At 46.5% G+C, this 24,296-nt stretch carries 23 protein-coding genes; 7 read left to right on the plus strand and 16 right to left on the minus strand.

Annotated elements, in window-relative coordinates; translation table 11 throughout:
- Positions 1-272: 272 nt before the first annotated feature.
- From ACFFJH_RS11605 to ACFFJH_RS11620, 4 genes are all read right to left on the minus strand, one after another.
- Entirely contained in the window at positions 273-524 is a 252-nt protein-coding gene (locus tag ACFFJH_RS11605; protein WP_390212775.1) for a DUF1161 domain-containing protein, read from the minus strand.
- A gap of 211 nt (positions 525-735) precedes the next feature.
- Positions 736-1,956 carry a DUF1501 domain-containing protein gene (locus ACFFJH_RS11610; protein WP_390213192.1) on the minus strand — a complete coding sequence of 407 codons (1,221 nt, stop codon included), beginning with the start codon at positions 1,954-1,956 and terminating at the stop codon, positions 736-738.
- Positions 1,957-2,012: 56 nt separating this feature from the next.
- Positions 2,013-3,629 (minus strand): DUF1800 domain-containing protein, encoded by a 1,617-nt coding sequence (locus ACFFJH_RS11615; protein WP_390212777.1) that lies wholly within the window; start codon positions 3,627-3,629, stop codon positions 2,013-2,015.
- 144 nt (positions 3,630-3,773) lie between these two features.
- Positions 3,774-4,349, minus strand: coding sequence for a GNAT family N-acetyltransferase (locus ACFFJH_RS11620; protein ID WP_390212778.1), 576 nt, complete (start codon positions 4,347-4,349; stop codon positions 3,774-3,776).
- Between the two features lie 129 nt (positions 4,350-4,478).
- On the opposite strand from ACFFJH_RS11620, the gene ACFFJH_RS11625 reads away from it, so the two are divergent.
- The 4 genes from ACFFJH_RS11625 to ACFFJH_RS11640 all read left to right on the plus strand — a co-directional run bounded on the left by ACFFJH_RS11625 (position 4,479) and on the right by ACFFJH_RS11640 (position 6,345).
- Positions 4,479-5,168 (plus strand): HAD family hydrolase, encoded by a 690-nt coding sequence (locus tag ACFFJH_RS11625; protein WP_390212780.1) that lies wholly within the window; start codon positions 4,479-4,481, stop codon positions 5,166-5,168.
- Positions 5,169-5,252: 84 nt separating this feature from the next.
- On the plus strand, positions 5,253-5,564 hold the full coding sequence (locus ACFFJH_RS11630; RefSeq protein ID WP_390212783.1) for a hypothetical protein: 312 nt from the start codon (positions 5,253-5,255) through the stop codon (positions 5,562-5,564).
- A gap of 133 nt (positions 5,565-5,697) precedes the next feature.
- Positions 5,698-6,090 (plus strand): MAPEG family protein, encoded by a 393-nt coding sequence (locus tag ACFFJH_RS11635; protein WP_390212785.1) that lies wholly within the window; start codon positions 5,698-5,700, stop codon positions 6,088-6,090.
- A gap of 33 nt (positions 6,091-6,123) precedes the next feature.
- A complete protein-coding gene (locus ACFFJH_RS11640; protein WP_390212787.1) occupies positions 6,124-6,345 on the plus strand; it encodes a DUF2798 domain-containing protein in 222 nt (73 codons plus the stop codon).
- A gap of 24 nt (positions 6,346-6,369) precedes the next feature.
- Here the strand turns inward: ACFFJH_RS11640 and ACFFJH_RS11645 are convergent, their stop codons facing one another.
- Positions 6,370-7,890: a tetratricopeptide repeat protein gene (locus ACFFJH_RS11645; RefSeq protein WP_390212788.1), complete on the minus strand. Its 1,521-nt coding sequence runs from the start codon at positions 7,888-7,890 to the stop codon at positions 6,370-6,372.
- Positions 7,891-8,024: 134 nt separating this feature from the next.
- Between ACFFJH_RS11645 and ACFFJH_RS11650 the strand changes: the two genes are divergently transcribed.
- Complete coding sequence (locus ACFFJH_RS11650; protein ID WP_390212789.1) at positions 8,025-8,495, plus strand: low molecular weight protein-tyrosine-phosphatase; 471 nt, start codon at positions 8,025-8,027, stop codon at positions 8,493-8,495.
- A 60-nt stretch (positions 8,496-8,555) separates the two neighbouring features.
- On the opposite strand, the gene ACFFJH_RS11655 is transcribed toward ACFFJH_RS11650, so the two are convergent.
- From ACFFJH_RS11655 to ACFFJH_RS11680, 6 genes are all read right to left on the minus strand, one after another.
- On the minus strand, positions 8,556-10,895 hold the full coding sequence (locus tag ACFFJH_RS11655) for a M28 family peptidase (protein WP_390212790.1): 2,340 nt from the start codon (positions 10,893-10,895) through the stop codon (positions 8,556-8,558).
- A gap of 91 nt (positions 10,896-10,986) precedes the next feature.
- Positions 10,987-11,460: a VOC family protein gene (locus tag ACFFJH_RS11660; protein ID WP_390212791.1), complete on the minus strand. Its 474-nt coding sequence runs from the start codon at positions 11,458-11,460 to the stop codon at positions 10,987-10,989.
- A gap of 86 nt (positions 11,461-11,546) precedes the next feature.
- Positions 11,547-12,242: a helix-turn-helix transcriptional regulator gene (locus tag ACFFJH_RS11665; protein ID WP_390212793.1), complete on the minus strand. Its 696-nt coding sequence runs from the start codon at positions 12,240-12,242 to the stop codon at positions 11,547-11,549.
- 289 nt (positions 12,243-12,531) lie between these two features.
- Positions 12,532-12,834, minus strand: coding sequence for a type II toxin-antitoxin system RelE/ParE family toxin (locus ACFFJH_RS11670; protein WP_390212796.1), 303 nt, complete (start codon positions 12,832-12,834; stop codon positions 12,532-12,534).
- Positions 12,831-13,064 carry a hypothetical protein gene (locus ACFFJH_RS11675; RefSeq protein ID WP_390212799.1) on the minus strand — a complete coding sequence of 78 codons (234 nt, stop codon included), beginning with the start codon at positions 13,062-13,064 and terminating at the stop codon, positions 12,831-12,833. Before ACFFJH_RS11675 ends, ACFFJH_RS11670 begins: the two co-directional genes overlap by 4 nt.
- Positions 13,065-13,238: 174 nt before the next feature.
- Positions 13,239-14,567, minus strand: a complete 1,329-nt coding sequence (locus ACFFJH_RS11680) for a dicarboxylate/amino acid:cation symporter (protein ID WP_390212801.1) — start codon at positions 14,565-14,567, stop codon at positions 13,239-13,241.
- A 375-nt stretch (positions 14,568-14,942) separates the two neighbouring features.
- On the opposite strand from ACFFJH_RS11680, the gene ACFFJH_RS11685 reads away from it, so the two are divergent.
- Positions 14,943-15,803, plus strand: coding sequence for a GIN domain-containing protein (locus ACFFJH_RS11685; protein WP_390212803.1), 861 nt, complete (start codon positions 14,943-14,945; stop codon positions 15,801-15,803).
- Positions 15,804-15,843: 40 nt separating this feature from the next.
- Here ACFFJH_RS11685 and ACFFJH_RS11690 read toward each other — a convergent pair whose 3' ends face one another.
- The gene (locus ACFFJH_RS11690) at positions 15,844-17,550 is read right to left on the minus strand and encodes a sensor domain-containing diguanylate cyclase (protein WP_390212805.1); all 1,707 of its coding nucleotides are present in this window, start codon (positions 17,548-17,550) and stop codon (positions 15,844-15,846) included.
- 132 nt (positions 17,551-17,682) lie between these two features.
- Positions 17,683-18,162, minus strand: coding sequence for a hypothetical protein (locus ACFFJH_RS11695; protein WP_390212806.1), 480 nt, complete (start codon positions 18,160-18,162; stop codon positions 17,683-17,685).
- Positions 18,163-18,375: 213 nt separating this feature from the next.
- Between ACFFJH_RS11695 and ACFFJH_RS11700 the strand changes: the two genes are divergently transcribed.
- Positions 18,376-19,212, plus strand: coding sequence for a substrate-binding periplasmic protein (locus ACFFJH_RS11700; protein ID WP_390212808.1), 837 nt, complete (start codon positions 18,376-18,378; stop codon positions 19,210-19,212).
- A gap of 7 nt (positions 19,213-19,219) precedes the next feature.
- Here the strand turns inward: ACFFJH_RS11700 and ACFFJH_RS11705 are convergent, their stop codons facing one another.
- The 3 genes from ACFFJH_RS11705 to hemE form a co-directional block, all read right to left on the minus strand.
- The gene (locus tag ACFFJH_RS11705; RefSeq protein ID WP_390212810.1) at positions 19,220-20,458 is read right to left on the minus strand and encodes a hypothetical protein; all 1,239 of its coding nucleotides are present in this window, start codon (positions 20,456-20,458) and stop codon (positions 19,220-19,222) included.
- Between the two features lie 129 nt (positions 20,459-20,587).
- Positions 20,588-22,627: a primosomal protein N' gene (locus ACFFJH_RS11710; protein WP_390212812.1), complete on the minus strand. Its 2,040-nt coding sequence runs from the start codon at positions 22,625-22,627 to the stop codon at positions 20,588-20,590.
- A 512-nt stretch (positions 22,628-23,139) separates the two neighbouring features.
- Positions 23,140-24,231, minus strand: a complete 1,092-nt coding sequence (gene hemE, locus ACFFJH_RS11715) for a uroporphyrinogen decarboxylase (protein WP_390212814.1) — start codon at positions 24,229-24,231, stop codon at positions 23,140-23,142.
- Positions 24,232-24,296 lie beyond the last annotated feature (65 nt).

Here is a 24,296-nt window from a genome sequence, read left to right on the forward strand (position 1 = left end):
GTACATTTAAAAATCCTGAAATAAGCTTGAATAAGCATTGCGCCAATCTGAATCACCCTCAACCCAACCCTCTCGCGCTTGCGGGCGAGGGAGTGTTAGGATTCACGTTCGAGCGTGTCTTGGCAACAATCTAGCGTCAACACCTGATCAGTGACATTACCGAAACCAAGTAAACATCACTATTCATTATTTAAGTTAGTACCGTAAAAAATTTGTACATAAAAAAGCGCCTCAGCTCTTGTGAACTGAGGCGCTTTTTATTCGAAGCTATCTTAGGACGTTTTTTCTACTGCCTTAGGTTTGCTTTTTTCATGAACGATTTTCATCGTTCCTTTATCGCAGCTTCCTAACACCCGACCTGCGATTTTGGTGTCTTTGGTGACGACCACCATGTTGTAGTCTTTTACACCTTTGCCTTCTACCTTTTTTTCTATCTTGGCTTTTAAGTCTTCGCAAGACAAAACGCCGGCAGATGCAGTACAAGTCATCAACAACAGACTAGTCATCAAAATAGTTTTTTTCATTATGCATGCTCCCGTTTTACATTCGAAATCTGGTAGCGCGGCTGACCGCGCATTGCTATGACCAGACACTGTGTTAAAACCTTAGCACCGAGAAACAGTTCCGAGAAGTAATATTCCCAAAAAATCCGGTTTCTGTTGTAAATCTGCCTGTTTTTCTAAACCGCTGTTTCTTCCTTACAGAAATGACCGAGAGGTCTGGCATACCACTTACTTATACCAAGCCCAAATCACGCGTCTGCACACCGGCAAATACCTGATCCATTTGTCGTGAATTTAAGCCATAAATCCCGGCAAACAGGCCGCCTAATACGGCGCGATATTCGTTTAATACAGGGTAATCGCGATTCTGGAACAAGGTGGCCGCTTCTAGCGCTTGTTGTTCGCCTACTATGCGTCCGCCTTTGATACCACCGCCCAAAACCCAATACACGCTGCCGTGGCCGTGGTCGGTGCCTTGTTTGCCGTTTTCACGGAAGGTGCGACCAAACTCACTGATGACGACCACCGTGGTGTTTTTCCACATGCTACCCATTTCGGTTTTATAGGCCGCTAAACCTCGTCCTAACTCTTCCAGCTTATTGGCCAAAACGCCGCTGGCACCACCTTGATTGACGTGGGTATCCCAGCCACCGATATCGACGAAACCTAAGGCATATTTATCACGCATCATCTTGGCGATACGCTTCGCTTCTAGCTCAAATCCTTTGGATGAAATCGCGTCACGACTGCCGTCGTTGTTCATCATTTTTTGCATGGATTGTTCTTCGGCTTTCATGTTCTGCACGACTTCGCCACGCACTTCAAAACCATCGCTGACTTGTTTCTCCAATTTTGTGTTGCCATACATCTGCGTAATGATTTTGCTCTGTCTATCGTCTAGACTATTTTTCCCTGCTTTGAGTAAAGCAGCATTCGACACTTTGGTATCACCTCGCAGAATAATGGGGAGTTGCTCAGTGAACGACATGGCGCTACCGGCATTCAATTGCATCGCTAATCGATTCAAAAAACCCGATTGGAAATTACGAGTTCCTCCCAAGGCTTGTCCCATTTCTATACTGTCTTGGGTTTCGAAATGACTGCGCGATAAATCATCAATCCCAGCAAACGGAATAAAGCTGGCTTCACCTGCTTTAAACATGGGATAAATCGTATCGCGCAAGGCGGGATGCAAACCCCAATCTGCGCTCAGCTCTAGCGCAGCATTTGTATTCGTGCCAGGCTTCGCAATCGCGATGTTGGGACGCGAGTCATAGTAAAACTGACTCGAAGTCGGGATCAATAAATTCGTCGCATCATAAGCGCCGCGCAGAAATACCAGTAAAAAGCGATTTTGCGTCGCAGGCATGGCCATAAGCTGCGTACTGAATGGCAAGCCTACAGCGGTCGCGCTTAAAGCGGCGAAAGATTTTAATAGGTCACGACGGTTCATCATGGCTTCCTTCATTTTTTAATCAAAAAATAAATTTACAATAAGTGCTACCAACATTAGCGGCGCATCATTTCTGGTGTGGCCAAGAAAAATGCATTCCACTCTTGCGGCGACGCAGATTGCGTCAACGCTTCTTGTGAACTGGGGCTAAAACGCTTACTCATGGTCTTCACATAAGCATTTTGCGCTAAGGCCGGACGTGCTAACTCACGGGCTTGTGCATTCAATGCCTCATTTTTTCCATCATCATCTTCCGGCTTAAATAAATTAGGTGTGCCACGTGCAATAGCACGCGCGACATCAAAACGCGCCGTCATTTGTGCCGCACTCGACCACGCCATTTCATACAGAGGATAACCGTCTGGCGTCTGATGGCCATTGGCTTGTTGGCCTAAAGTATTGATCCAATTTAGTATAGGACCGGTGTTGACGATATGGCTGCCGTCATACGCGAGGCGTACCGAAGCAATCACATAGTGCACGGGATCTTTAAATTTTTTACCTAAAGATGCGGTGAACTCAGGCGCATAGAACATAGTTTGTAATACGGAAGGAATGTCGCCATCGCTGCGCAAAAAGGTCGCTGCCATATTATCAACCAAGGCTTGCGAAGGCTCATCGGATACAAAGTACATGGCTAACTTACGGCTAATAAATTTCGCTGTGGCAGGCTGTCTGCTGAGTAAATCAAGCACCTGCTCCACTTCGGCGATACCGCGCCCTTTAATCGTTACACCTAAAATCGTTTTGTCACCAAAATCATGCCGGCGTGGATTAAATTCCATCATGCCGAGGCGCACAAAATTCGGCTGCTGTTCAACTTTAGCTGGGGTCTGTGTCGGACGTAAATTGATACCTACACCAGTTAAAACTCTGGCTAACTCCTGCACATCGGTTTGGGTGTAACCACTACCAACACCCATAGTGTGTAGCTCCATCAATTCACGTGCGTAATTCTCATTGATCTTATTTACCGCATTATGTTCGTTATCTAAATAACGCAGCATCGCGGGATGAAACAAAGTAGCGCGTAACAAACTACGGAAATTACCCAAGGCCTGAGGACGAATCGCATTTTCTTCAAAGTCGCCCAACATCGCTCGCAGGTTGTCTTTGCGGTTAGAGATGTTGAAGTGATTCATCCAAAACCAATCCATTTGCTCTAATAATTGATTGGATGAATATGTCGCGCGCAGCACCGAGCGCGATGCGGCTTCACGAGCCACGCGGGTCAATTCTTGTTGATAGGCTTTGCGCAAAGTGTCATCGGTACCTTTCATCTCAGCCGCGTCCCGCCTTTGCTGATCGAGCTCTTGCATCAAGGTGGCAAACGGCTTTTGTGAAATTGTCATCGCGTCGATTTGTTTTTGTATCGCCTCTGGCAATTGCGCGCGTTTTACCAGCAATTGTTGGTACAAATACTTATCCATACCAAGACTCTGCATGGCCGCCATACTGCTGGCATTTTCACCCCATGTAAGACGATTCAAAAAGAGATTGGGATCGACCTGTGCTTGCTGTAATTGATTGCCTAGCTGCACGCTACGTCCGGGTACAAGTGCAGATTGAAGTGTGTCACCGCTAGTGTCTTTATTGGAGCTGGCGCAACCAGCCAGACTCGCTAACAAAACTAGGCTCAATGCGGGCAGAAACGATGAAATGGATTTAGTCATGATGCTATCTCATAGAAAAAACAGCAAATAGGGAGAAGTACACAGCTTAAAACTTCGTCGATAAAAATGCACTCAGGAATTGGTAACTTCCCAAACTGTCTGGTAAGAAGTTGTAACAGCCGCTAGCCGATTCCAGCATCATCGCTATGTCTGATGTGGCGAAACCTGGAAGTTAGGCGCCAATAATGCGTAATAGTTCAAATCGACAAAATGATCATCCCGCCATGCCACTTGTTGGCGTCGTCCTTCCCAGCGAAAATCGAGCTTTTGTAGCAAGCGAACGCTGGCCATATTGCCATGTTCAACTTCAGCTTCGATGCGGTGTAGTTGTCTAACATTAAATCCGTAAGCTAGTATGCTGCGCAAGCATTCCTGCATTAGCCCTGTCCCCCAATACTCTGGCAACAACCAATAACCGACATCGGCGTTACGGTTGTGATCGTCGATCTCATAGATACCGCAAGTGCCGATCAAATTGTCACCCCCTTGCTCGGCCAAACAAATGCCCCACCAGACACCACTATTAGTAAGCTCTTGTGCTTGATACCAATCTAATTGCTCCTGAGTTGCTTCCTCGCTGGTGTAAGAGATACCGTAATAAGCGATCACCTCTGGATGCGATAAACCAGCAAATAGGGCGGCTCTATCGCTTTGTCGTATCCGTCGCAATACACAACGAGCGGTGGTCAATTGAGGAAAATCAGATTTGAGATTTGGCATAGCGCTGGTAAAAGAATGAAATACAAAAAAGTACAAGCCGCTTTCACACGTTTGTCATAAAACGGTCAATTAGCCACAGTAAGATACATAATAATTTATTCATATAGTAACGTAGCCCAAGAGCGAAACATGTACCCCAATAAAAATCGACTGATTATTTTTGATGCAGATGGTACGATCATCGACGCATTTAGTGCGATTGAGGAGACATTCGCTCGGCACAATATGGCGATTGGCGATTTGGAGAGTTTTCAAAAGCGCCACAAATTCTTTAAATACTTGGGTGGACTGAAAGAATTTCCACTCAATATCAAAAAGCAGTTAGGCAAAAAAAGCCGACAACAAGTGATCGCTACGCTAACCGACATTTATCGCGAAGAAGCCCAGTTCTACGAAGGATTTGCCGCTTTAATCAAACAACTGATCGCCGACAAAAACATCAAAGTCGGTCTAGTCACACGCAATATCAGCAACGAGCCGCAAGTCACCATGGCCAAACTATTTGCCCGGCATGACATTGATATCGGCGATCTAGATTATTTCGCGCACGTGCCTATCCGCGCCAGCAAGGCCGATTTCTTCAAAGCCGCTAGCGCTCAATTTGCGGTCAATCCCGCGCTGTCTTTTGCCTGTGGTGATGAGCACAAAGATTATGCTTCTGCCTTGGCCGCCGGCATGCATCCCTTCATCGCCTCCTATGGCTTTGAAGATTATCAAAGATTGACTAAGAAATTTGAGATTCCAAGCGCCTTAATTTCGCAAAGCCCCTTAGATTTATGCGCACGAGTGAGACATGCCTTGGATGTCCCACAAAAATAATTCGTCAAGTTGCAAATTGTAGGTATTTCGCAGCGTAATGGCGCATAATTGCGCCTGAATTTCGCGACTGTTTTTATTAATGTTATGTTACTACCTCAATACTTCAAACCATTGACACAATGGCTCAAAAATAAAGATCAAGGACAAGTTTTTATTTATCCTTCTGCCGGGCGGCGTGTCCTTTGTATGGCGCTGTACTCACTGGGCTTGTTTGTGATTATTGCTATCAGTTCCAGCATCATGGTGAGTATTGACTGCCTGTACTCACGTAAGTGCAGCAACCTTGATCGCATGCTTGACACCTTACTGAGTGGCGTTTGGTTAGTGGGCAGTGCATTTTTTGCCGTCAAAGCATGGCGCGGTGAACTCAGCGGCTGCCGTAAAAAAGCACTATAAACGAGTCTGGTTTTCTCTAAAATTTCGCCGTAATGGCACAATGTCGGAAGTAGCCCCACTTCCTACCAACTAATTTTCTTCGCAAGCATGGCTTAACTGACCGCAAAGAAGAAATGACTATGAGAGTTTTACTATGAGTATTGCAAATTGGTGTGTATTAGCTGCCTGCTTTCTGCCTGTGATCACAGTCGGTTTAGCCAAAGCTAGCATGGGTCGAGTGTCGCGCAAAAATGGCGGCTATGATAATCACCATCCACGCGCATGGGAAAATAAACTCACCGGCTGGCAACAACGCGCGATCGCTGCGCAAAAAAATGGCTTTGAGGCTTTGCCATTATTTATCGCAGGCGTAATCTTGGCGCAGCAAGCACATGTGGAACAAAGTCGGATCGACGGACTCGCTATCGCTTTCATTATCTTGCGCTGCTTGTACGTGGCGGCTTACTTAATGGACAAAGCGACTTTGCGCTCTTTGATCTGGTTTGGCGGCGTTGGTGTCAGCGTTACACTCTTCGCGCTTATCTAAATGTCGCTAAGCTTATCTAAGCCTATCTACAAAATGACTAAAGAAAAACAACAGCAACTAGCATTCGGTTTCCTGATGTCTATGCAGATGGCCTTGATCATGTCTGGCATTTTAACCGCCGTGAACACGGGCATCGCCAATGGCTATCTGGCGCGTTGGATGCATGCCTTTTTGATCGCATGGGCGTGTGCATTTCCTCTGGTGCTCTTATTCGCGCCGTTCACCCGTAAGTTGGTTAGCAAACTGGTCAAATAAATCGGATGTAGTGCAAAGCTTGGTTTAGCTTTTTTTAAGCACGACAATGAAACTTGAAACAGATTGCTGCTGCTCACGCCGGCCATGATGCAGCGTAAGTTCTAGCAATTCAAATCCGACTTGTTTGGCCAATGTACGTATATAGTTTTCCGAATGCGCATATCTATGGGAAGGCTGCAATTGCCAGCCGATTTCTGTAGCAGCTTCAACGGAAAATGCGAAAATACCCATCGCCTCCAATTGGGTATACACAGTCTCAAACACGGCCTGCAAATCACCAAAATAAACCAACACGTCAGCTGCTAGCATTAAGTCATATAGCGACACTGATTGCGTTAAAAATTCTACGATTTCCTGACAATATAGGCTGTCATACAAGTGACGTTGCCGCGCTTTTTCCAGCATCTTGGGCGACAAATCAACACCATCTAGCGTCTCTGCAATTGACTTTAGAAAAGGCGCGCATAGACCCGTGCCACAACCCAAATCCAAAGCACGATTAAACCGCAACGCCACATCGTGCGCCGCATTCTGCGGTGTCCGCAACGCCTGCAATGCCTGATTTAGCAATTGAGGTACCTGATAATCTAATTGTTGCTGCAAATGCTGATCAAAACGCTCGGCATATTGATCGAACAAATCTGCGACATAAGTGGGTGGTGCCATGGATGGCGATGCGCCCACTCCCAAGCTCGCTAAATGATACTGTATTTGCTGTGCATCGCCGCCTCGTTCTAACGCCATCTGATAGGCTTGCACGGCTTCCGAGAAGCACTGTAAATGACGTAGCGCATGGCCTCGTTGCAAATAAGCTGAAGACGACTTTGGCTGAATATCAATGAGCTGCTGTAAATCATCCAAAGCGTCGGTATAGCGTTCCAACTTAATCAATACGATAGCGCGATTGTAGTAAGCAGGACTGTGTCCGGGCATAAGCACTAAGGCTTGTTGATAGCTAGCAAGCGCCTGTTCATAATCCTGCAACTGCTGATGACTAAAGCCTAGTGCAAACCAAGCGGCTCCGTAATTGGGACGCAACCGCAGCGCATCTTCAAAATCCAAAATAGCCTGAGCATGCTCATTCACTTCTTGCAAACAAATACCGCGATTCACGTAGGCTTCGGGATAATTTGTTTGAAAGCGCATCGCTTGTTCAAAACTATCTAAGGCTTCTTGATAACGCTGCAAACTACGTAAAGTATTGCCGCGATTATTCCAAGCCATTGCATAATCAGGCTGTAATCGCAGCGCAGTCTCATAACTCGCCAAGGCGTGCAGCGCCTCACCTTTTTCTTGCAAGCTTGCGCCAAGATTGCAATGTAATTTGGCCTGTTGCGAATCGACTTGCAGCGCTTTACCAAAAAAATTCAACGCGGACTCTAAGTCACCGCGCTGCTTTGCGATCAAGCCGATTAAATGTAAGGCATCAAATTGGCGCGGATCAATTTGCAGTACGCGCGCATACAAGTTCTCAGCCTGCTGTAGGTGTCCCTGCTGGTGCAGCGCTAAGGCTTGTTGTAGCAAAGTTGGAATATTGTCTGCCATAAGTGAACACGCAAAAAAGATGCGCCATTTAAACACAGGCCCCAATTTAAGTACAACCCAAGTACAACCCAAATAAAATCAATCTACAGTAAAATTTCTGCTCTCGCCTTTATCTTAAGACTGACCAACACACTATGACTACTCGTATTCTCTTTGTCTGCATGGGCAATATTTGCCGCTCTCCCACCGCCGAAGGCGTATTTCGCGCACAAGCTGAATTAGCAGGCATGTCGGCTCAATTGGAAATTGATTCTGCAGGAACTCACGCTTACCACGTAGGCGAACCGCCCGATGCGCGCTCGCAAGACTATGCGCGCCGGCGTGGTTATGATTTATCGACACAACGCGCAAGACAAGTGAGGCTACAGGATTTTAACGATTTTGATTTTATTATCGCGATGGACAAAGACAATCTACGCGTACTGAAAGACCGCTGCCCAGCAGCACATCAACATAAATTGTCACTCATGATGTCGTATGCTAGCCGTAGCCCATCCGAGGTAGTGCCTGATCCTTATTATGGCGGTGCCAGTGGTTTTGATACGGTATTAGACTATATTGAAGATGCCTCGCAGGGATTGCTAAAAGTCGTGCAAAAATCTTAGCAGCTCACCGCATTTTTAATAAACGCGGTGAACTACAGCGCTAAGCAACTCTAAACAACCCTACTTAGCAAGAGCAGCAGGAATATCTAAAACACTCACCGCCATGGCGAGAAAATCAACTGACTTTTCTGGCGGTAGAGTCAATCCTTTGAGGCTAGCGGGTAGCTCATAAAATACATCAGTAGCGCGCAATTTTGCCTCTGCAAGTTTGGCATTTTTGTCGATAGAAAAGCGCAGATCAACACCATGTTCTGGCATGGCACTAATACTAAAGTTCCATTTTTCAGTCGCCGTTTCTATCATCAGCTTGTCTTGTAAGCTGGCCTTCAATACCGTCACGCCTTCAAAAACCATACGGGTAGAAATGGCGTGCTCCGGACTATCGATATGCACCACTATCTCACGTTGTTCACCCACGATCTGATCCGACAAGATCGTCATCTGTGGCGCAGCCAATTGCGTCGCGGGCGCTATCTCTGTCCAATATTTCCACTCCGATCTTGGCGTACTATGGCCAAATACTTCGGGCACTAATCGTTGTTCCGCTTTTCCACTAAATTGATTTAATAGTTCACGATCTAATTGTCTCTGCGGTGCCAACCAAAGGTACTGCGGGGGCTGTGGGGACTGTGATATGGCGGTATAAATTAATTGCGGTGCGATAGGATAGCTTAGATGAAAAGCAGCGGTAGCATAAGCAGCATATGCCATCAATCCTACACTCGTTACTAGAAATACCGGCATACGCAAATGCTGGAATAACCACATCAACAAGGGCAAGGCGATACCCAGTAACAGCACAAACAAGATCACGGGCACACCCAATGAATGAAAGCCCAATGCAATATTAAATAGCAAAATCAGCGGTGCAAATAAGATCAGGGCAAAAGCAAAACCCAAGAATAAAATCCAGCCATAAGCTGCGCTATCATAGGCAATCGCCTTGGCATCCAACACCAACCAAGACAGCGTTACAAAAAGTAGAGGCCATGCGAATAAGAAGCTCGCGCCAGGAAAACGTAGGCTAGTAAACACTAACAAGATCAACCATACCAAAGCTGCGCCAAAACGCATTTCCGTGACAGTCAACCAACGCGAGCAAAATTGATATAGACCAACAAAGGTCAGCGTACTTAATAACAAAATACCCGACAAGTAAAAATGACTGGTATCAGGATCAATCAAAGTCCAATACGCTGGATACAATTGCAGCAGCAAATTCCACGCTCGTTGCGATAAAAATCCCAAAGCAACGATCACCAGCAAAAACAACAAAACCGCAGCAACAGTCCGCAACATACGCACAGGTGTACGCTTAGCTGCTACCCAAAAACTGAGCATCACCAAAGCACTAATCAAGGCAGCTAGTGGTAATGCATAGCTGGCTGGATAATGAATCAAACCGACCAGAGGAAAGTTAAAATAGACGCTATCGTCACTCTTAAGTTGATTCAAATCTTCATTGCCAAAATGACGAACTAGTCGCAAGATCATTTCACCTTGCTGTTGTTGCGAAGCCGGATTAATTAAATCAGAACGGTCATAACGCGTGTGGTAGCTAGACAGATTTTGTATCAAGGCAAAATTCAAACCGGGGATGCCCTTTTTCCTAAACACCGTAAAATCGGTGTCATTCGGCAGCGCCTTATACACTTCATACATCATAGAATTGCTGACAGGATGGGCAACTGCTTGCGCTAGACCTGCAATCAGTTTGCCATTACCGACGCTAGGCTCAAACATCAAAACAGGTCCATCATTACCGCGATTATCAAAATTAAGCAGCATACCAACCTCTTTCATCCACGGATGATCGGCCGCAAAACCACTAGCCCCCAGCAAACCCACTTCTTCTGCATCGCTAAAGACGGTAATCACATCATTTTGCAAAGCAGGCTGCTGTTTCAAGACACGCAAAGCCTGCAGAATATTAATCACCGAAACCCCATCATCGCCCGCACCATAGCTATACGGCGTCGCGTCATAATGTGCCATCAGCAACAGAGCTTTTTTATCTGGCACGCTAGCCGATGCGGATTTCCCAGGTAAACGAACTACTATATTCTGCACTTGACCACTAGCAGTGCCTTTTTCCGATACGGCAAACGTGGTCTGTATCTGTGGCTCTAGTCCAATTGCCTTTAATTCAGCCATCAAATAATCGCGCACACGGCCATGCGCAGGACTGCCTGCGGGATGGCGTTCTTGCGTAATTTGTTTTAACTGAGTCTGCGCCGCGGCTAGAGAATAGGCTGCGGCAACTTTGGTACTGGCATCAGGACTGAAAGGCAAGCGCGGTTGCACACTCCATAAGGCATACGCAATCAACAACAAGACGCTCAATAGCAGTAAGAGCGCAGTGCGCGATAGTTGACTTCCCGCTTTAAAAAGAAAATGCATGCCGACTCCCGAAAAAGTGTTTGCATGCATTCTGAACCAAATCAGGAAGCTTGAGAAACTATGTGCTAAGAAGCAACAGCGATCCAGTTTTTCATACCGTTGTGAGCACTTCGGTTGGCACAAATACACGCAAACGATGTCCATCTGGATCGAGTGCCACAAAAGTCAGGCCAAAATCCATCATAGTTGGGAGCTGTGCGATATCAACACCACGGTTCTGCCAAGCTTGATAAGTATGCTCAAATTCTGATTCGCTTTTCAGTGCGATCGCCAATTCGCTACTGCCTGAGTTGGCCGTCACTGCTGGCAATACACCACTCTTCGCCCACAGCCCCAACATCAAGCCCGAGCGCAAAGCAAACAACGCGAAAGTCGGTAATTCGTCAATCGGCTCGATCTCCAATAGATCAGCGTAAAAACGTGCACTGACGATGGCATCATCAACGTAGAGCAGCGCAAAATTGGGATGCGACATGGCGGATGCCAGTGAAGTTGAGGACGTTTGCGGTGTTGACACTGCTGATGAGCTTACTGGACTTGCTGGATTTTCTGAAATTGCGGACATAATGTGTTCCAATGAAAGGATAAGAAAATTGAGAAATGGAATCTCTGTTTGAGATGCCATAACAAGAATCTTATTCGGAGCTACTGTCAATTTTTGTCAGCAGCGATACCCTCCTGAGCACGCCATTCTTTGAGTAAAGCCTGACGTCGGCGCGGATAACGCAATTCATAAACCTCGAACGAGACGATACGATCAGTACGAAAATGCCGTATTTCCTGACGCAATTCGCACCAAGCAATTAAGACTCGAATGTGCTCAAAAAATCCCAGTGCAAACGGCCAAATCATGCGCTGACTAAGCTTGTCTTGCGCATCACGATAATTGAGTAAAATTTTTCTTTCGTTACGAATAGCGCTGCGTAATAAAGGCAAAGCAGTATCGAACTCTGGGCGTATCAGATCAGGTCCCGCCAACAAGGTATTAGTATCTAAGGACAGGCGTAAATCATCCGGCAAAACGGCAGCAATTTTTTGTAAAGCATTACGCGCCGCCTCGGCCAAATGAGGATCACCTCGATCCGCCACCCAACGCGAACCCAGCACCAAGGCTTCAATTTCCTCTTCCGAAAACATCAAAGGCGGCAACATAAATCCCGGCTTCAATACATAACCAAGACCCGGCTCACCAGTAATACTCGCCCCCTGTTGCTGCAAAGTCGCAATATCCCGATACAGACTACGCAAACTAATACCCAATTCCTCCGCCAATCTTTGTCCAGTAACAGGGAAACGATGACTACGAAGTATCTGTATCAAATCGAGTAGGCGTTGTGCGCGGGACATATGTTGGTTGGTATTTGAATGGAGGGGGAAGCGAATAGTGTAGCGTAGTTACTGCCAGAAAATGGCAGGATGATGCTGATGAACGGAATGATTATCTCGCTGCGATGAAGGGAGAGAAAAGTTATTGTGATCAGATACCAGATACGGATTGTAGATATGCTTGTTTATCCACTGCGTCTTGCAACAAATCCCAATGTCAAAAATTGCTCCTATGGATTTGAGAAAAATGGCTAGTGAAGTGAAAAAGCACTAAACGCAGTGCCCACAAAATCACATAGTTCAAACTATCTTAGTTCGTCAGAAGACTATTGCGGGACTTGGGATCGCGATGTTGATGGAAGCAAGAAAGTATATTGACGAGCTTATCGTCTATGACATAGAACAGTGAGTAAGGAAATCTCGCTAAGTTTACGCGACGAATTTCATCCTCAATACAAGGATATAAAAATGGATTTTGAGACAGGAAACCATCCACGCGTTCCAACTCCGTAAGGAATGCCATTCCCATATTGATATCTGGTTGCGCGTACCAAGCGTAAGCTTCCGCTGCTTCAATTTGTGCTAATGGTTTATAAACGATCTGAAACTTCATGAACGGCGATTGTCGCCTAGCAAATTTGCTTTGAGCTGTTGAAAAGAGATACCTTGCTCAGAAGGATTGCTACGATGAAATGCGAGTCTGGAGCGCAATTCAAGCATTTGCGCCTCGGTGAGTGGTGGAGAAAAGGCTTCGTTTTCAGCACTACTAATCAACGCTTCTCCTAACAAGCGTTTTTCAGCAACATTCAACTCCGCCAGTTCTTTGATTAATTGATTTTTCATCCAATTATGGTAGCACAATTTATTAGCACTACAAAAAGTAGTCGCTCATTTCAATAAAAGCAAAACTACTTTTTTGTAATAATTAAGCATCTCCATTTTGAGCAATTCTTAACTCAATCTGCCACATAAATTAGGCAAAAACATTGAATTTGCCTAATATACGCGGCGCATTGATCAAACAGGCAATTTCACTGCGACCACATCTTGCGCTACTGGTGCCACTGTTGCCGCTGGTGTAGCGGGTGTCTTAACCGATTGCCCCAATTCTTTATTCATCACATCACGCTTCAACTCACCTTCCCAGTGTGAGACCACGACTGTCGCGACACCGTTACCGATAAAATTGGTTAAAGCGCGTGCCTCGGACATGAAGCGGTCTATGCCGAGTATCAATGCCAAGCCTGCGACTGGAATGGTGGGCACGACAGCTAAGGTAGCGGCGAGTGTGATGAAACCTGCGCCTGTGACGCCTGATGCGCCTTTGGAGGTCAGCATCGCGACGCCCAACATGGTTAATTCTTGAGTCAAGGTAAGTTCAATATTTAAAGCTTGGGCAACGAAGATGGCTGCCATCGTCATGTAGATATTGGTACCGTCCAAATTGAACGAATAACCAGATGGTACGACCAAACCTACCACCGATTTGGAGCAACCCATCTTTTCTAATTTGCCCATCAATGGCACTAAAGCAGATTCTGAAGATGAAGTACCCAACACCGTGAGCAATTCTTCTTTAATGTAGGCGATAAAGCGGAAGATATTAAAACCGACCAACATCGCAATCGTACCCAAGACGATGACGATAAATAGTGCACAAGTCAGGTAGAAGCTGCCCATCAAAGCGGCCAAAGGTTTTAAAGAAGCCAGACCGTATTTACCGATAGTGAACGCCATCGCAGCACCCGCACCGATAGGTGCTAATTTCATAATCGCATTCATCATGCCAAAGAAAATATGGGAGGCTTCTTCGATAAATAAGTGTACGGCTTGCCCAGTTTTACCCATGCGCATCATGGCGTAACCGAACAAAACCGCTACCAACAAGACCTGCAATAAATCGCCTGAACCAGTGAAGGCGTCGGTAAAAGTTTTAGGAATAATATGGAGTAAAAAATCGACTGTGCTTTGATCATGCGCTGCTTTGGCATAGGTGGCGACTGCTTTACCATCGAGCGTGGTGGGATCGACATTGAAGCCGACGCCAGGTTTCAAAATGTTAACCACGATCAAACCAATCGCTAAGGCCATGGTGGAAACGACTTCGAAATAAATCAAAGCTTTACCGCCTACCCGTCCGACTTTTTTCATATCGCCCGCGCCCGCTATACCGAGTACCACGGTACAAAAGATCACTGGGCTAATCAGCATCTTCACCAGTGCGATAAAGCCATCGCCCAAAGGCTTTAGTTTCACCGCATTGGCAGCATCGAGAAATCCAAAAAGTCCGCCGCAAAAAATGGCGAGTAATACCCAAAAATATAAATGTCCGGTGACGCGTTTCATGTCTCACTCCTTATCTATGTTTGCCTCGGTCTGGCATGCCTTGGCTTGGCTTGGCGAAGGACAAGATTTAGCTTGAGTCATTTAGCGTCTATCGTTAAAGCAACAGCTACCCACTCAAAAAACCATCCTTGCACGCATTATCAAGAAGCTGTTTGGTAGCGTCTATTGTGGATAACCGCAGGTATTGGTTAAAAAGTTAACGCGGCGCTTGCTCCTCGGAGTGGAACGATAGGCCCACGCCCGAAGCCATTTTTTGACAGTTCAAACCACTCAGACTGCAATTCGTCGCTTATGACTCGCTGACATGAGACCACTTAGTTACAGTGCGCTCCTCGGTTGCACATTCATACTCAGTATTTTTTAAAAGGAATCACCATGCGTACTATCTTTGCTCTCTGCTCTATCTTGGCTTTTTCTGGTTGTGCCATCATCATCGCGCCCGATGGCAACGATGCTCGTTTTGAATCTGCATGGAGTAGCAATGCGGTGAAAGGTAATGGTGAAGTCACTAGCGACAAACGTCCTGTCACGGGTCTGACTTCATTGAACATCAGTGGACCATTACAAGTTGAGGTACGGGTAGGCGGTACAGCGTCTTTAGAAATTATTGGCGATAGCAATTTAGTCGGCTTGGTACAAGCTCAGGTCACAGGCAATAGTCAAAAAATTTGGATGGACGATAAATTTTCTAGCACTAATCCAATTCGTGTGGTGTACACGGTGCCGGTATTAGAAGACGTGAATTCTAATGGCTCTGGCCGTTTAATGATTAATGGTCTCAACGGCGGCAATTTCAATTTAAGAAATAATGGCTCGCGCACCGTAGTATTAGAAGGCCGCGTAACGCAGCTCGATATCAGCTCGATGGGATCTGGCAAAATTAATGCGGTAAACTTACAAAGCCAAGATACTAAAGTACGCGTTCAAGGCTCAGGCTCACTCAATCTCGGTCAAGTCAATGGCAATGAATTGAATGTGACCGTGCATGGCTCTGGCTCGGTGAATGCCAGCGGTAACGTACGCAATCTGACTGCGCAAACCCATGGCTCTGGTTCGGCAGAATTATCAGCGGTGAAAAGTTTGACCGCCGATTTGAGCACTTACGGTTCAGGCGACGTCAGTGCGGCGGTGTCACAAAATGTGATTGCACAAACGACTGGCTCAGGTCATGTCACGATTTATGGCAATCCTGCGCAACGTAATGTGAATGGTAAGCGCGTCAATTTCATCAACTAATATGACTAATAATTGTTAACCATAGACAATCGACCTTGATCTAATGCGCAGCAAGTACAACTTGATTTCTTCCATTGGCCTTCGCTGCGTATAGCGCCTGATCAGCGCGTCTGACAAGCTCATCGTGGTCTTTGTCATCGACCCTCGACAGAGCCACACCGATACTAACAGTCACCCGACCACAGCCTGGCATGGCGTACGCTTCTATTAGCCTCGCTATTTTTTCAGCCAATATCGCAGCACCCGTCAGATCGGTGTCTGGCAGCACACAGATAAATTCTTCCCCACCATAACGAGCCACCATGTCACTATTTCTGATCGCTGTTTTGAGTAGCTCAGCGACTTGCTGCAACACTTGGTCACCAATTGCATGACCATAGTTATCATTCACTTTTTTAAAGTAATCGATATCCATCAAAAGGATGCAATAAGGATTTTCCGTGCGTAGCATTCTTGCGTGTTCTTGTTGTAAATGCTCATCGGCAGACATACGATTACCGATTCCCGTCAACGCATCTTGACGCGCTAGTAGTTCTAACTGTTGCGCTAGCGAAGCTAACTCTAAATTGGTTTTCTTTAATTCGAAGGTGCGCTCATCAACCTTTTGTTCCAATTGATCATTAATATTTAAGAGTTCACGCTTACGTTTAATTAGTTTAGAAGTCATCGCGTTTAAGGACGCGATCAAAGTTTTTAATTCACGTGTCGTCGACTGAACTCTTAATTCAGTATATTCATCACCATCGGCCACTCGACTGGCGATCGCCGACAATTGTTCAATCGGCGCGCTGATTGCACGTGACAACCAATACGTGAGCAGCATCAAAATCAATGTAGTCACCAAACCTAACAGCCATAATCTTTGACGCAATTCACTGACATTACTCAATGCCTGCGCGACCGGTTGACGCACTACCACATGCCACAGTTGCTCAGATTCACCATACAAATTGATCGTGACACTACTCACCAAATAGGTGCCCTGATCTGACCATCCCAAGATTTGATAGGCTTGATTGAGGTTTGCCTGCGCAGGTATAGTCAACTTACCGATCGCAGCAAAAGGTGACAAAATATCATTCTTTTTGTTAGTGATAAAGACTTCTATCGCATCCGCTTTACTGCCATCTGGTAAATGCCGTTGTATAACTTCATCCACCCAACGCCAATGAGCATGGGTAGCCAATACACCTCGCACCTTACCTTGTTCATCAAAAACCGGTGCTGCAAAATCGACGAAGCGTAATGGCTCAGAGTTAGTGTCGTTCACTTGCCCTACATTGAGATATTTGCTCAGCAACACAGCTTCATGCACATCACCAAAAAAACTACTTTTTAAGCCATTAATGAACCATGGTCTCGCTGCAACGCTCTCCCCCTCTAACAAACCATCGGAACTAGACTGCACTTGGCCTTGAATATCCGCCATGCCGACCCAAGCATAATGGCGGTAAGTATTCTTAGTACGATCTAGACTTTTTCTGAGTTCGGGACTATTCAAAGGCGCGTGTATCAGCAAAGGAGATTGCGCCAACAAACCCACTTCACGTTGACGCTCACGCAAATTTTCAGAAATCGACATGGCAATCGACTGAGCCAGTTTTTGGATAGATTCCCCTTTGGTTTCAGTCATCCTCAGGCTGACAAAATAATTAATATACAAGGATGCTGTGATACCAATAAGGAGAGCCAGCGTTCCAAACAATAGCGTCAACCGAATTCGCAAACTACTTAATAATCGCGCCATGATCTCTATGCCTGACTTGGTAGATAGGTGGTGGACAGGTGGAAATGTGATGCCATGATACGAGTTTATTTGGCAACTGTATTGCAAATTATTTAGCGTACATAGCAACTAAACATTAAAACAACATTTATATTAGCGCTGGTCGATCTGCTCTTCTGACAATCGACCTCGTATCATAAAGATATGTAAAGTATGCTCTGCGCACAAGCGCAATTTTTCCCACAAAGGGGATTGCTGCAAAATAGATAAAGTAGGCAAAGGCTGCACCAGATCCTCTGCAAGTGCTTGCCAAATTGTCTGGAATTGTTGAATCGCTAGCAACTCATCCTCAGAGAAGACGGGCATGATCAATTCGAACCGCCAATTAGGACTCACCCAATCTGACCACTGCTGAATAATCTCATTCGGCACATCCAGATCCGGCGACTGCGCTAAAAACGCCTGTTGCGCTTCAAATGAAGCCGCCACTTCTAGATACTCGATCAAACGATTTCTAACCCGCTGTAACAAAACCCTAGCAAAATCTTGATCTGATGGACGGCGATCAGAAGTAGCAAATGAAGCAGAAGATGATTCTGGAGGTGAATCTGGAAGAGACGACGTTGAGCTCATGGCGTAAAACAAGCTGACTAAAAGGCGACATCATACCCAAAACAACAGCGCTAACCGACGCAATCCCCTAGTAAATCGAGAAACCATGCACTCAGATAAAGAAAAATCCGGGTAACACTGACAGTTCACAACAATCATGCCAAAATCATATAGACCACCGAGATGATTTGTTTTGAACTGCCCCACTATCCCAAATAGCTAAAATAACTAACCATGCCAAGTACCTCACTCTTCTCTTTTTGGGCTGCCAAATCCGCAGGCATTCAAATCTGTCATGGACTGTTAGCATTAAGCATCTTAGCCAGCACCTCAGCTGCTGCGCAAAAATCAGAACAAACAACATCAGGCAAAGCGACTAAACCTATCATCACCGCAGTGACCAGCGCTGAGACCTTTCCCTACAATTTTATCAAGGACGGTCAAGTGCAAGGTCTAGCGTTTGATGTCACCAAAGCCTTAGTGGAAAGAGCCGGCTACCAATTACAAGTCGATATAGTGCCCTGGCCTAGGGCATTACAATTAGCACAAAATCAGAGTGGGACGATGATTTTCAGCGTAGCTCGTACCGCTGTCAGAGAAAGGGTGTACCACTGGATAGGTCCGATTACTTCCAGCGAAGTCTGGCTGTATCGATTGGCCTCACGTTCCGATATCAACATCTCAGAATTACGCGACGTGAACCCTTACCTGATTGGCGACATTGCTGGCAACTCTACGCTGTCGTTACTCAAATCTCTGGGTTACAAAGTTGACACGGCGCCATCCAATATATCCAACTGCAATAAATTTAAAATCGGCCGAGTAGATTTAATACCTTTCGATCCCAACGGTGTCGAACGCTTCCTACAAACCTGCGGAATAACGCAACAAGAAGTAGTCAAAGTCCTACACCTACCTCGCGACACCGCACTTTATATGGGACTAAGCAAAAACACCCCAAGCGAGGTGGTCAATCAGCTACAACAAACATTTGCAGCGATGAACAAGGATCAGACTTTGCAGAAAATTGTGCAGCGTTGGAAGTCTAGCCAAGGAATTGGTAAAAGATAGAAGTAGATTACTTCTTACCCAAAGCCGACAAAATATCGCGCATCGTGGTTTCCGGATACCAGCCTTCAAATTTCTTTTGCAATCGCCCATTTTCATACAGATAAAACATGGGCACACTTGGCACATCAATATCTTTCCATTCGTCGCCACGTGCGGCTGCCACCATCGCCATATCTGGATGTTTAGCATTCCACTGCTGTATAAAATGAAACGGTATGCTTTCCGAGGGAGGCGTAATGATCAACAGATTCGCGTTGAGTAAGTGCTGTTGCAAGAACACATTCTTACTGATCGCAGCCAGAGCATCTTGTGAAAAATGACAGCCAGCGCCGACCACTACCACTAATTGCTTACCAACGCTTAGTTTCACCGCTGTGCGCGTTAGCGTATTCGATTGCGGATCGTAGTTATACACACTACGTCCCCGAAAACTCGCTGGCAATTTATCCTCAATACGTGGGATGACCTCTGCATTCAAGTCTGGATGTTGAGTCACAAACACGCGCGCCTTTTCAAATTCGCGCTGTCTCAATAAGATTTCCAGCATATCTTTATCTATACCACGCCGGGTCTCAAGGCCACGTACTTTCAGGACTTGATAGATCCGATTTAGCGCTTGAGCGCTAGCTGGACTCAAAGCAACGAAAGCAACACTGTGACTAAGCTGAAAAAGCAAAACCAAATCGCCGTCTTTTGCCTGCTCTACATAATTAGACTGCAGCTCAGCGGCAAAGTCTTGCTCAAAACGCGACAACAATATGCTGTGATCATTGCGAGTCAGGACATCACTGCTATTTGCTTCGGCTTGGCTTTGTGTGTCCATCCAAGTCTTAAATGCCACTATACGTTGTTCCAATACCGCATCCGGTTCAGGCAAACGTAATGGCGGAAAACGCCCTGCATCCGCTAACAAAGACTTCACATGCGGCTCGAAATCGAGAAACTTGGCAATCGCCATAATTTGGTCTGGCAGTAATTCTCTTCGTAGCGCTGCATACGAAAAACCAGACAAACCCTTAGTACCCCACTGCAAACCACGCATAAATTCACGACGGCCATAAGGGGTCAAAGCATCAAGCGGTGTCGCACCCGCTTGCATACGCCGTTCAAGCTCCGAAGCACTGCGCACAACCACATCTTGGCTCGCAGGGCTAAGTGCTACTAAAGCCATTGTCGATTGCGCATGCGCTGCACTAACGCTCATCGCAATACATCCAGCAAGAATGTAAGTAGGCAAATGTGTCATGGTAATTTTGTATTTTATTTAAAAATAACAAATATACCTGAAACTTAACAGAAATACTTTTTAAATTACTTTGGGAGGAATAACGTCAAAGACCACAAAGTACCGCATAAAATGGTACAAAACGCCACTCTAAATATCCACAGGATCAATCTCCACGCCCCACTTCACCCGTACTTTCATGCTGCGGAGCTCGGCGATCCAGTTTTTTAAGAATGCTTGCAAGGCGGGGCGGGAATTGGATTCGACCAGTAACTGGGCGCGCTCTACATTGTGGACACGCACCATGGTCATCGGAATCGGATCGTTCATGGTGATACCGGCGTGCGCGTGGACGGGTTCACACTGGCTGGCAGTTTGTAAAAAGGCGATGGCGGTTTCTAACTCGCGTGCTTCGGCGCGTAGCAGCGCTTGGTAAATAAATGGCGGCATGGCGGCTTGCTGCCGCTCTTCCAAAAGATCATCGGCAAAACGTGGGTATTCATGCGCCATTAAAGCATGATACAAGGGGTGATCAGGATAGCGAGTTTGAATCAAGACTTCGCTAGGATTGCCGCCCTCTCTCTGCCCAGCACGACCGGCGCGCCCGGCGACTTGCATCAATTGCGCGAACAGGCGTTCGCTAGCGCGAAAATCTTGTGAGAATAAAGCGCTATCGGGATTCAAAGCAGCGACCAAAGTCAGATTTTTAAAATCATGTCCTTTCGCTACCATCTGGGTGCCAATCAAGATATCGACTTCACCGCGATGCACGGTATCAAAGGCGGCTTCAGCACTTCCCTTCAAGCGAGTGGAATCGGCGTCAATACGAAACACTCTGGCGTCTGGGAATAGAACTTTTAAACCTTCTTCCAATCTTTGGGTGCCGCGCCCTAGCGGTTGCAGGTCCACATTGCCGCAAGTCGGGCAAGCGCGCGGGATGCGTTGCTCAAAACTACAATGATGACAACGTAGTTTTTTATCCAGTTTGTGCATGACCAGATGCGCGGTGCAGCGTGTGCAATTACTAATCCAACCACAGGCATCGCAATGAATCACGGGCGCATAGCCTCGCCGATTGAGAAACAGTAGTGATTGCTCACCCTTCTCTAAACGTAAGCGGATTGCAGTGACTAATCTTTGGGTCAGACCTTCGGACGGCTTTTCACGCTCGGTATTGACGATCTTCACGACGGGCAAAACCGCCGATTGCACCGCTCTTTGCCGTAGTTCTAATTTGCGATAACGACCCGCTTTTGCATGTTGCCAAGTTTCCAAGGAAGGCGTCGCGGAACCCAAAACCACAGGAATCCCCAATTGATGCGCCCGCCAAACAGCCAAATCTCGTGCCGAATAACGCAAGCCTTCTTGCTGCTTATAAGAAGGATCATGTTCTTCATCAATCACTATCATTTTCAAATGCGGAAGGGATGACAAAATCGCCAGACGCGTGCCCAGAATGATTCTCGCCTGACCAGTATGCGCGGCTAACCAGTGAAGCAGGCGCTCACCTTCTGCCATGCCGCTGTGTAAAGTGGCGATTTGTATACCTGAAAAACGCTGACGAATATTGCCTTCTAACTGCGGTGTTAAATTAATCTCTGGCACCAGAATCAAAATCTGCGCCTGGCTATTCGTCGCCAAAACCCGCGCCGCGGTTTGCAAATAAACCTCAGTCTTGCCGCTACCCGTCACGCCGTACAATAAATAACTGGCAAACCCAGTCGTGCTGGCAATCGTCTCGACCGCAGCTTGCTGTTCCGCATTCAGCGTCGGCTCTTGGTTCGGCGTTGCGTCATGTTCATGCGCGAGCTGCAATTTTGCCAACTTCTTTAAATTACGATCTAAAGATGTTGCTTTGGGCACGCGCAGATTTTTAGGCAAGGCGGGAATCGCCACCTCGCCCAAAGGACGCTGATAATAATCGGCAGCAAAGCGGCACAGGTCTATCCATTGCGGGCTAAGCGCTGGGCATTGATGACGCACTGCCAATACCGTTTTAATCTTATCCGCAGGTATCTCGGTCTGATGGCTGAGACCGACGATCAAACCTGCGATCTCTTGCCGACCGAAAGGCACCAGAGCAATCTGCCCTATCTCAGGCACGGGACAGCCATCTGCCGGCAGCCAACGGTAATCGAAGAGTCTGTCAAGGGGGGTGTCGAGTGCGATAGTGAGGTAAATGGGTTCCACGAACTTAATGTAAGGCTTGAGGTAATGCGCTAACTATCGGTTTCATAAGGTGTTTTTACTCTATCCACAATTTCTGTGGATAACTTTGTGGACAAGAACATCTTGACAAGCGGAAGTGCTAGATTCTATGCGGGTTTCCACAGAATGCACAATTGCGATGCACAAAAAAATCTGTTTAAAAACAAAGACTTAAAAAAATTCACTTTAGGTAAAAAACAAATTTTCATATTATTTTTTTGTGCCACTTTTTTTGTGAATAACTACTAAAAAGTCTAGCTTCAAACGGGACTTATCCACCGCAATTGTCTTAGCTTTTTCAAGCATTCACGCCGCTAAGCCGCATGTCCACTATGTTTTGCGCAGCAACATGACGTGCTGACTAGATATGCCGAAACTTATTGTTTTTTCGCTTAATTTTGCACAGGCCGCACAAAACGATTTAAGCAAGATTAAGCAAAAAAACCACACACAAAATATTTACTCTACAGCAATTAAATGACGACACAGGGCGATCAAGCTGCATTACTACGCTGTTGACGACTCACTTCATGCACGGTTTCCACCAACACCGTCACCGCATCTGGCGAGGTAAATTGAGAAATGCCATGACCCAAATTAAATACGTGACCATGACCTGCGCTTGGTTTGCCATAAGAATGCAAAGCGGCGGTCACTTCTTTACGGATTTGATCAGGTTCGGCAAACAAGACCGCAGGGTCGAGATTGCCCTGCAAGGCCACTTTGTCACCAACGCGAGCCCGCGCTTGTCCCAAATTAACCGTCCAATCCAAGCCCAAAGCATCCGCGCCGATATCGGCAATTTGCTCTAACCACAAACCGCCACCTTTGGTGAACACGATGCAAGGAATACGCTGACCGTCTTTCTCACGTTTCAATTTGCTCACTACTTGTTGCATATATTTTAAAGAAAAACGTTGATAAGCCGCATCGGCCAAGGCACCGCCCCAGCTATCAAAGATCATCACGGCCTGCGCACCGGCATCGATCTGCGCATTCAAATACGTGGCAACCGCTTCCGCGTTCAAGCTCAAAATCCTGTCCATCAAATCGGGGCGCTTGTACATCAAAGTCTTGATGCCATGAAATTCACGCGAGCCCTGACCTTCCACCATATAGCAAGCCAAAGTCCAAGGACTACCCGAAAAACCAATCAAAGGCACACGCCCGTCCAAAGTACGGCGAATCTGCGTCACAGCGTCAAACACGTATTGCAAGCTGCCTTCTTCCGGCACTTTCAAATCCATGATGGATTTTTCATCTTTCAAAGGACGCTCAAACTTCGGACCTTCGCCCTCTTCAAAATACAAACCCAAACCCATCGCATCGGGCACGGTCAAAATATCCGAAAACAAAATCGCCGCATCCAACTTAAAGCGATCCAAAGGCTGTATCGTCACCTCGGTAGCAAAATCAGGATTTTTCGCCAAACTCATAAACGAGCCAGCCCCTTTGCGCGTGGCACGATATTCAGGCAAATAACGCCCCGCCTGACGCATCAACCACAGCGGCGTGTAATCAGTCTCCTGACGCATCAAGGCGCGCAAGAAGGTATCGTTTTTGAGAGGGGCAAAAGTGTTGGACATGGCGTGCTTTCGACTGGCGAGATATAGGTAATCCGATATTATCCCTGATCTCAGCCCAAACCGCA

The sequence above is a fragment of the Affinundibacterium danionis genome, assembly GCF_042432465.1.
GTDB classification, from domain to species: Bacteria; Pseudomonadota; Gammaproteobacteria; order Burkholderiales; family Burkholderiaceae_D; genus Undibacterium; species Undibacterium danionis.

Bases quoted from the DNA above. Each gene is read 5' to 3' on its own strand.
- ACFFJH_RS11605 (WP_390212775.1), bottom strand. From the start codon at position 524: ATGAAAAAAACTATTTTGATGACTAGTCTGTTGTTGATGACTTGTACT.
- ACFFJH_RS11610 (WP_390213192.1), bottom strand. From the start codon at position 1,956: ATGAACCGTCGTGACCTATTAAAATCTTTCGCCGCTTTAAGCGCGACC.
- ACFFJH_RS11615 (WP_390212777.1), bottom strand. From the start codon at position 3,629: ATGACTAAATCCATTTCATCGTTTCTGCCCGCATTGAGCCTAGTTTTG.
- ACFFJH_RS11620 (WP_390212778.1), bottom strand. From the start codon at position 4,349: ATGCCAAATCTCAAATCTGATTTTCCTCAATTGACCACCGCTCGTTGT.
- ACFFJH_RS11625 (WP_390212780.1), top strand. From the start codon at position 4,479: ATGTACCCCAATAAAAATCGACTGATTATTTTTGATGCAGATGGTACG.
- ACFFJH_RS11630 (WP_390212783.1), top strand. From the start codon at position 5,253: ATGTTACTACCTCAATACTTCAAACCATTGACACAATGGCTCAAAAAT.
- ACFFJH_RS11635 (WP_390212785.1), top strand. From the start codon at position 5,698: ATGAGTATTGCAAATTGGTGTGTATTAGCTGCCTGCTTTCTGCCTGTG.
- ACFFJH_RS11640 (WP_390212787.1), top strand. From the start codon at position 6,124: ATGACTAAAGAAAAACAACAGCAACTAGCATTCGGTTTCCTGATGTCT.
- ACFFJH_RS11645 (WP_390212788.1), bottom strand. From the start codon at position 7,890: ATGGCAGACAATATTCCAACTTTGCTACAACAAGCCTTAGCGCTGCAC.
- ACFFJH_RS11650 (WP_390212789.1), top strand. From the start codon at position 8,025: ATGACTACTCGTATTCTCTTTGTCTGCATGGGCAATATTTGCCGCTCT.
- ACFFJH_RS11655 (WP_390212790.1), bottom strand. From the start codon at position 10,895: ATGCATTTTCTTTTTAAAGCGGGAAGTCAACTATCGCGCACTGCGCTC.
- ACFFJH_RS11660 (WP_390212791.1), bottom strand. From the start codon at position 11,460: ATGTCCGCAATTTCAGAAAATCCAGCAAGTCCAGTAAGCTCATCAGCA.
- ACFFJH_RS11665 (WP_390212793.1), bottom strand. From the start codon at position 12,242: ATGTCCCGCGCACAACGCCTACTCGATTTGATACAGATACTTCGTAGT.
- ACFFJH_RS11670 (WP_390212796.1), bottom strand. From the start codon at position 12,834: ATGAAGTTTCAGATCGTTTATAAACCATTAGCACAAATTGAAGCAGCG.
- ACFFJH_RS11675 (WP_390212799.1), bottom strand. From the start codon at position 13,064: ATGAAAAATCAATTAATCAAAGAACTGGCGGAGTTGAATGTTGCTGAA.
- ACFFJH_RS11680 (WP_390212801.1), bottom strand. From the start codon at position 14,567: ATGAAACGCGTCACCGGACATTTATATTTTTGGGTATTACTCGCCATT.
- ACFFJH_RS11685 (WP_390212803.1), top strand. From the start codon at position 14,943: ATGCGTACTATCTTTGCTCTCTGCTCTATCTTGGCTTTTTCTGGTTGT.
- ACFFJH_RS11690 (WP_390212805.1), bottom strand. From the start codon at position 17,550: ATGGCGCGATTATTAAGTAGTTTGCGAATTCGGTTGACGCTATTGTTT.
- ACFFJH_RS11695 (WP_390212806.1), bottom strand. From the start codon at position 18,162: ATGAGCTCAACGTCGTCTCTTCCAGATTCACCTCCAGAATCATCTTCT.
- ACFFJH_RS11700 (WP_390212808.1), top strand. From the start codon at position 18,376: ATGCCAAGTACCTCACTCTTCTCTTTTTGGGCTGCCAAATCCGCAGGC.
- ACFFJH_RS11705 (WP_390212810.1), bottom strand. From the start codon at position 20,458: ATGACACATTTGCCTACTTACATTCTTGCTGGATGTATTGCGATGAGC.
- hemE (WP_390212814.1), bottom strand. From the start codon at position 24,231: ATGTCCAACACTTTTGCCCCTCTCAAAAACGATACCTTCTTGCGCGCC.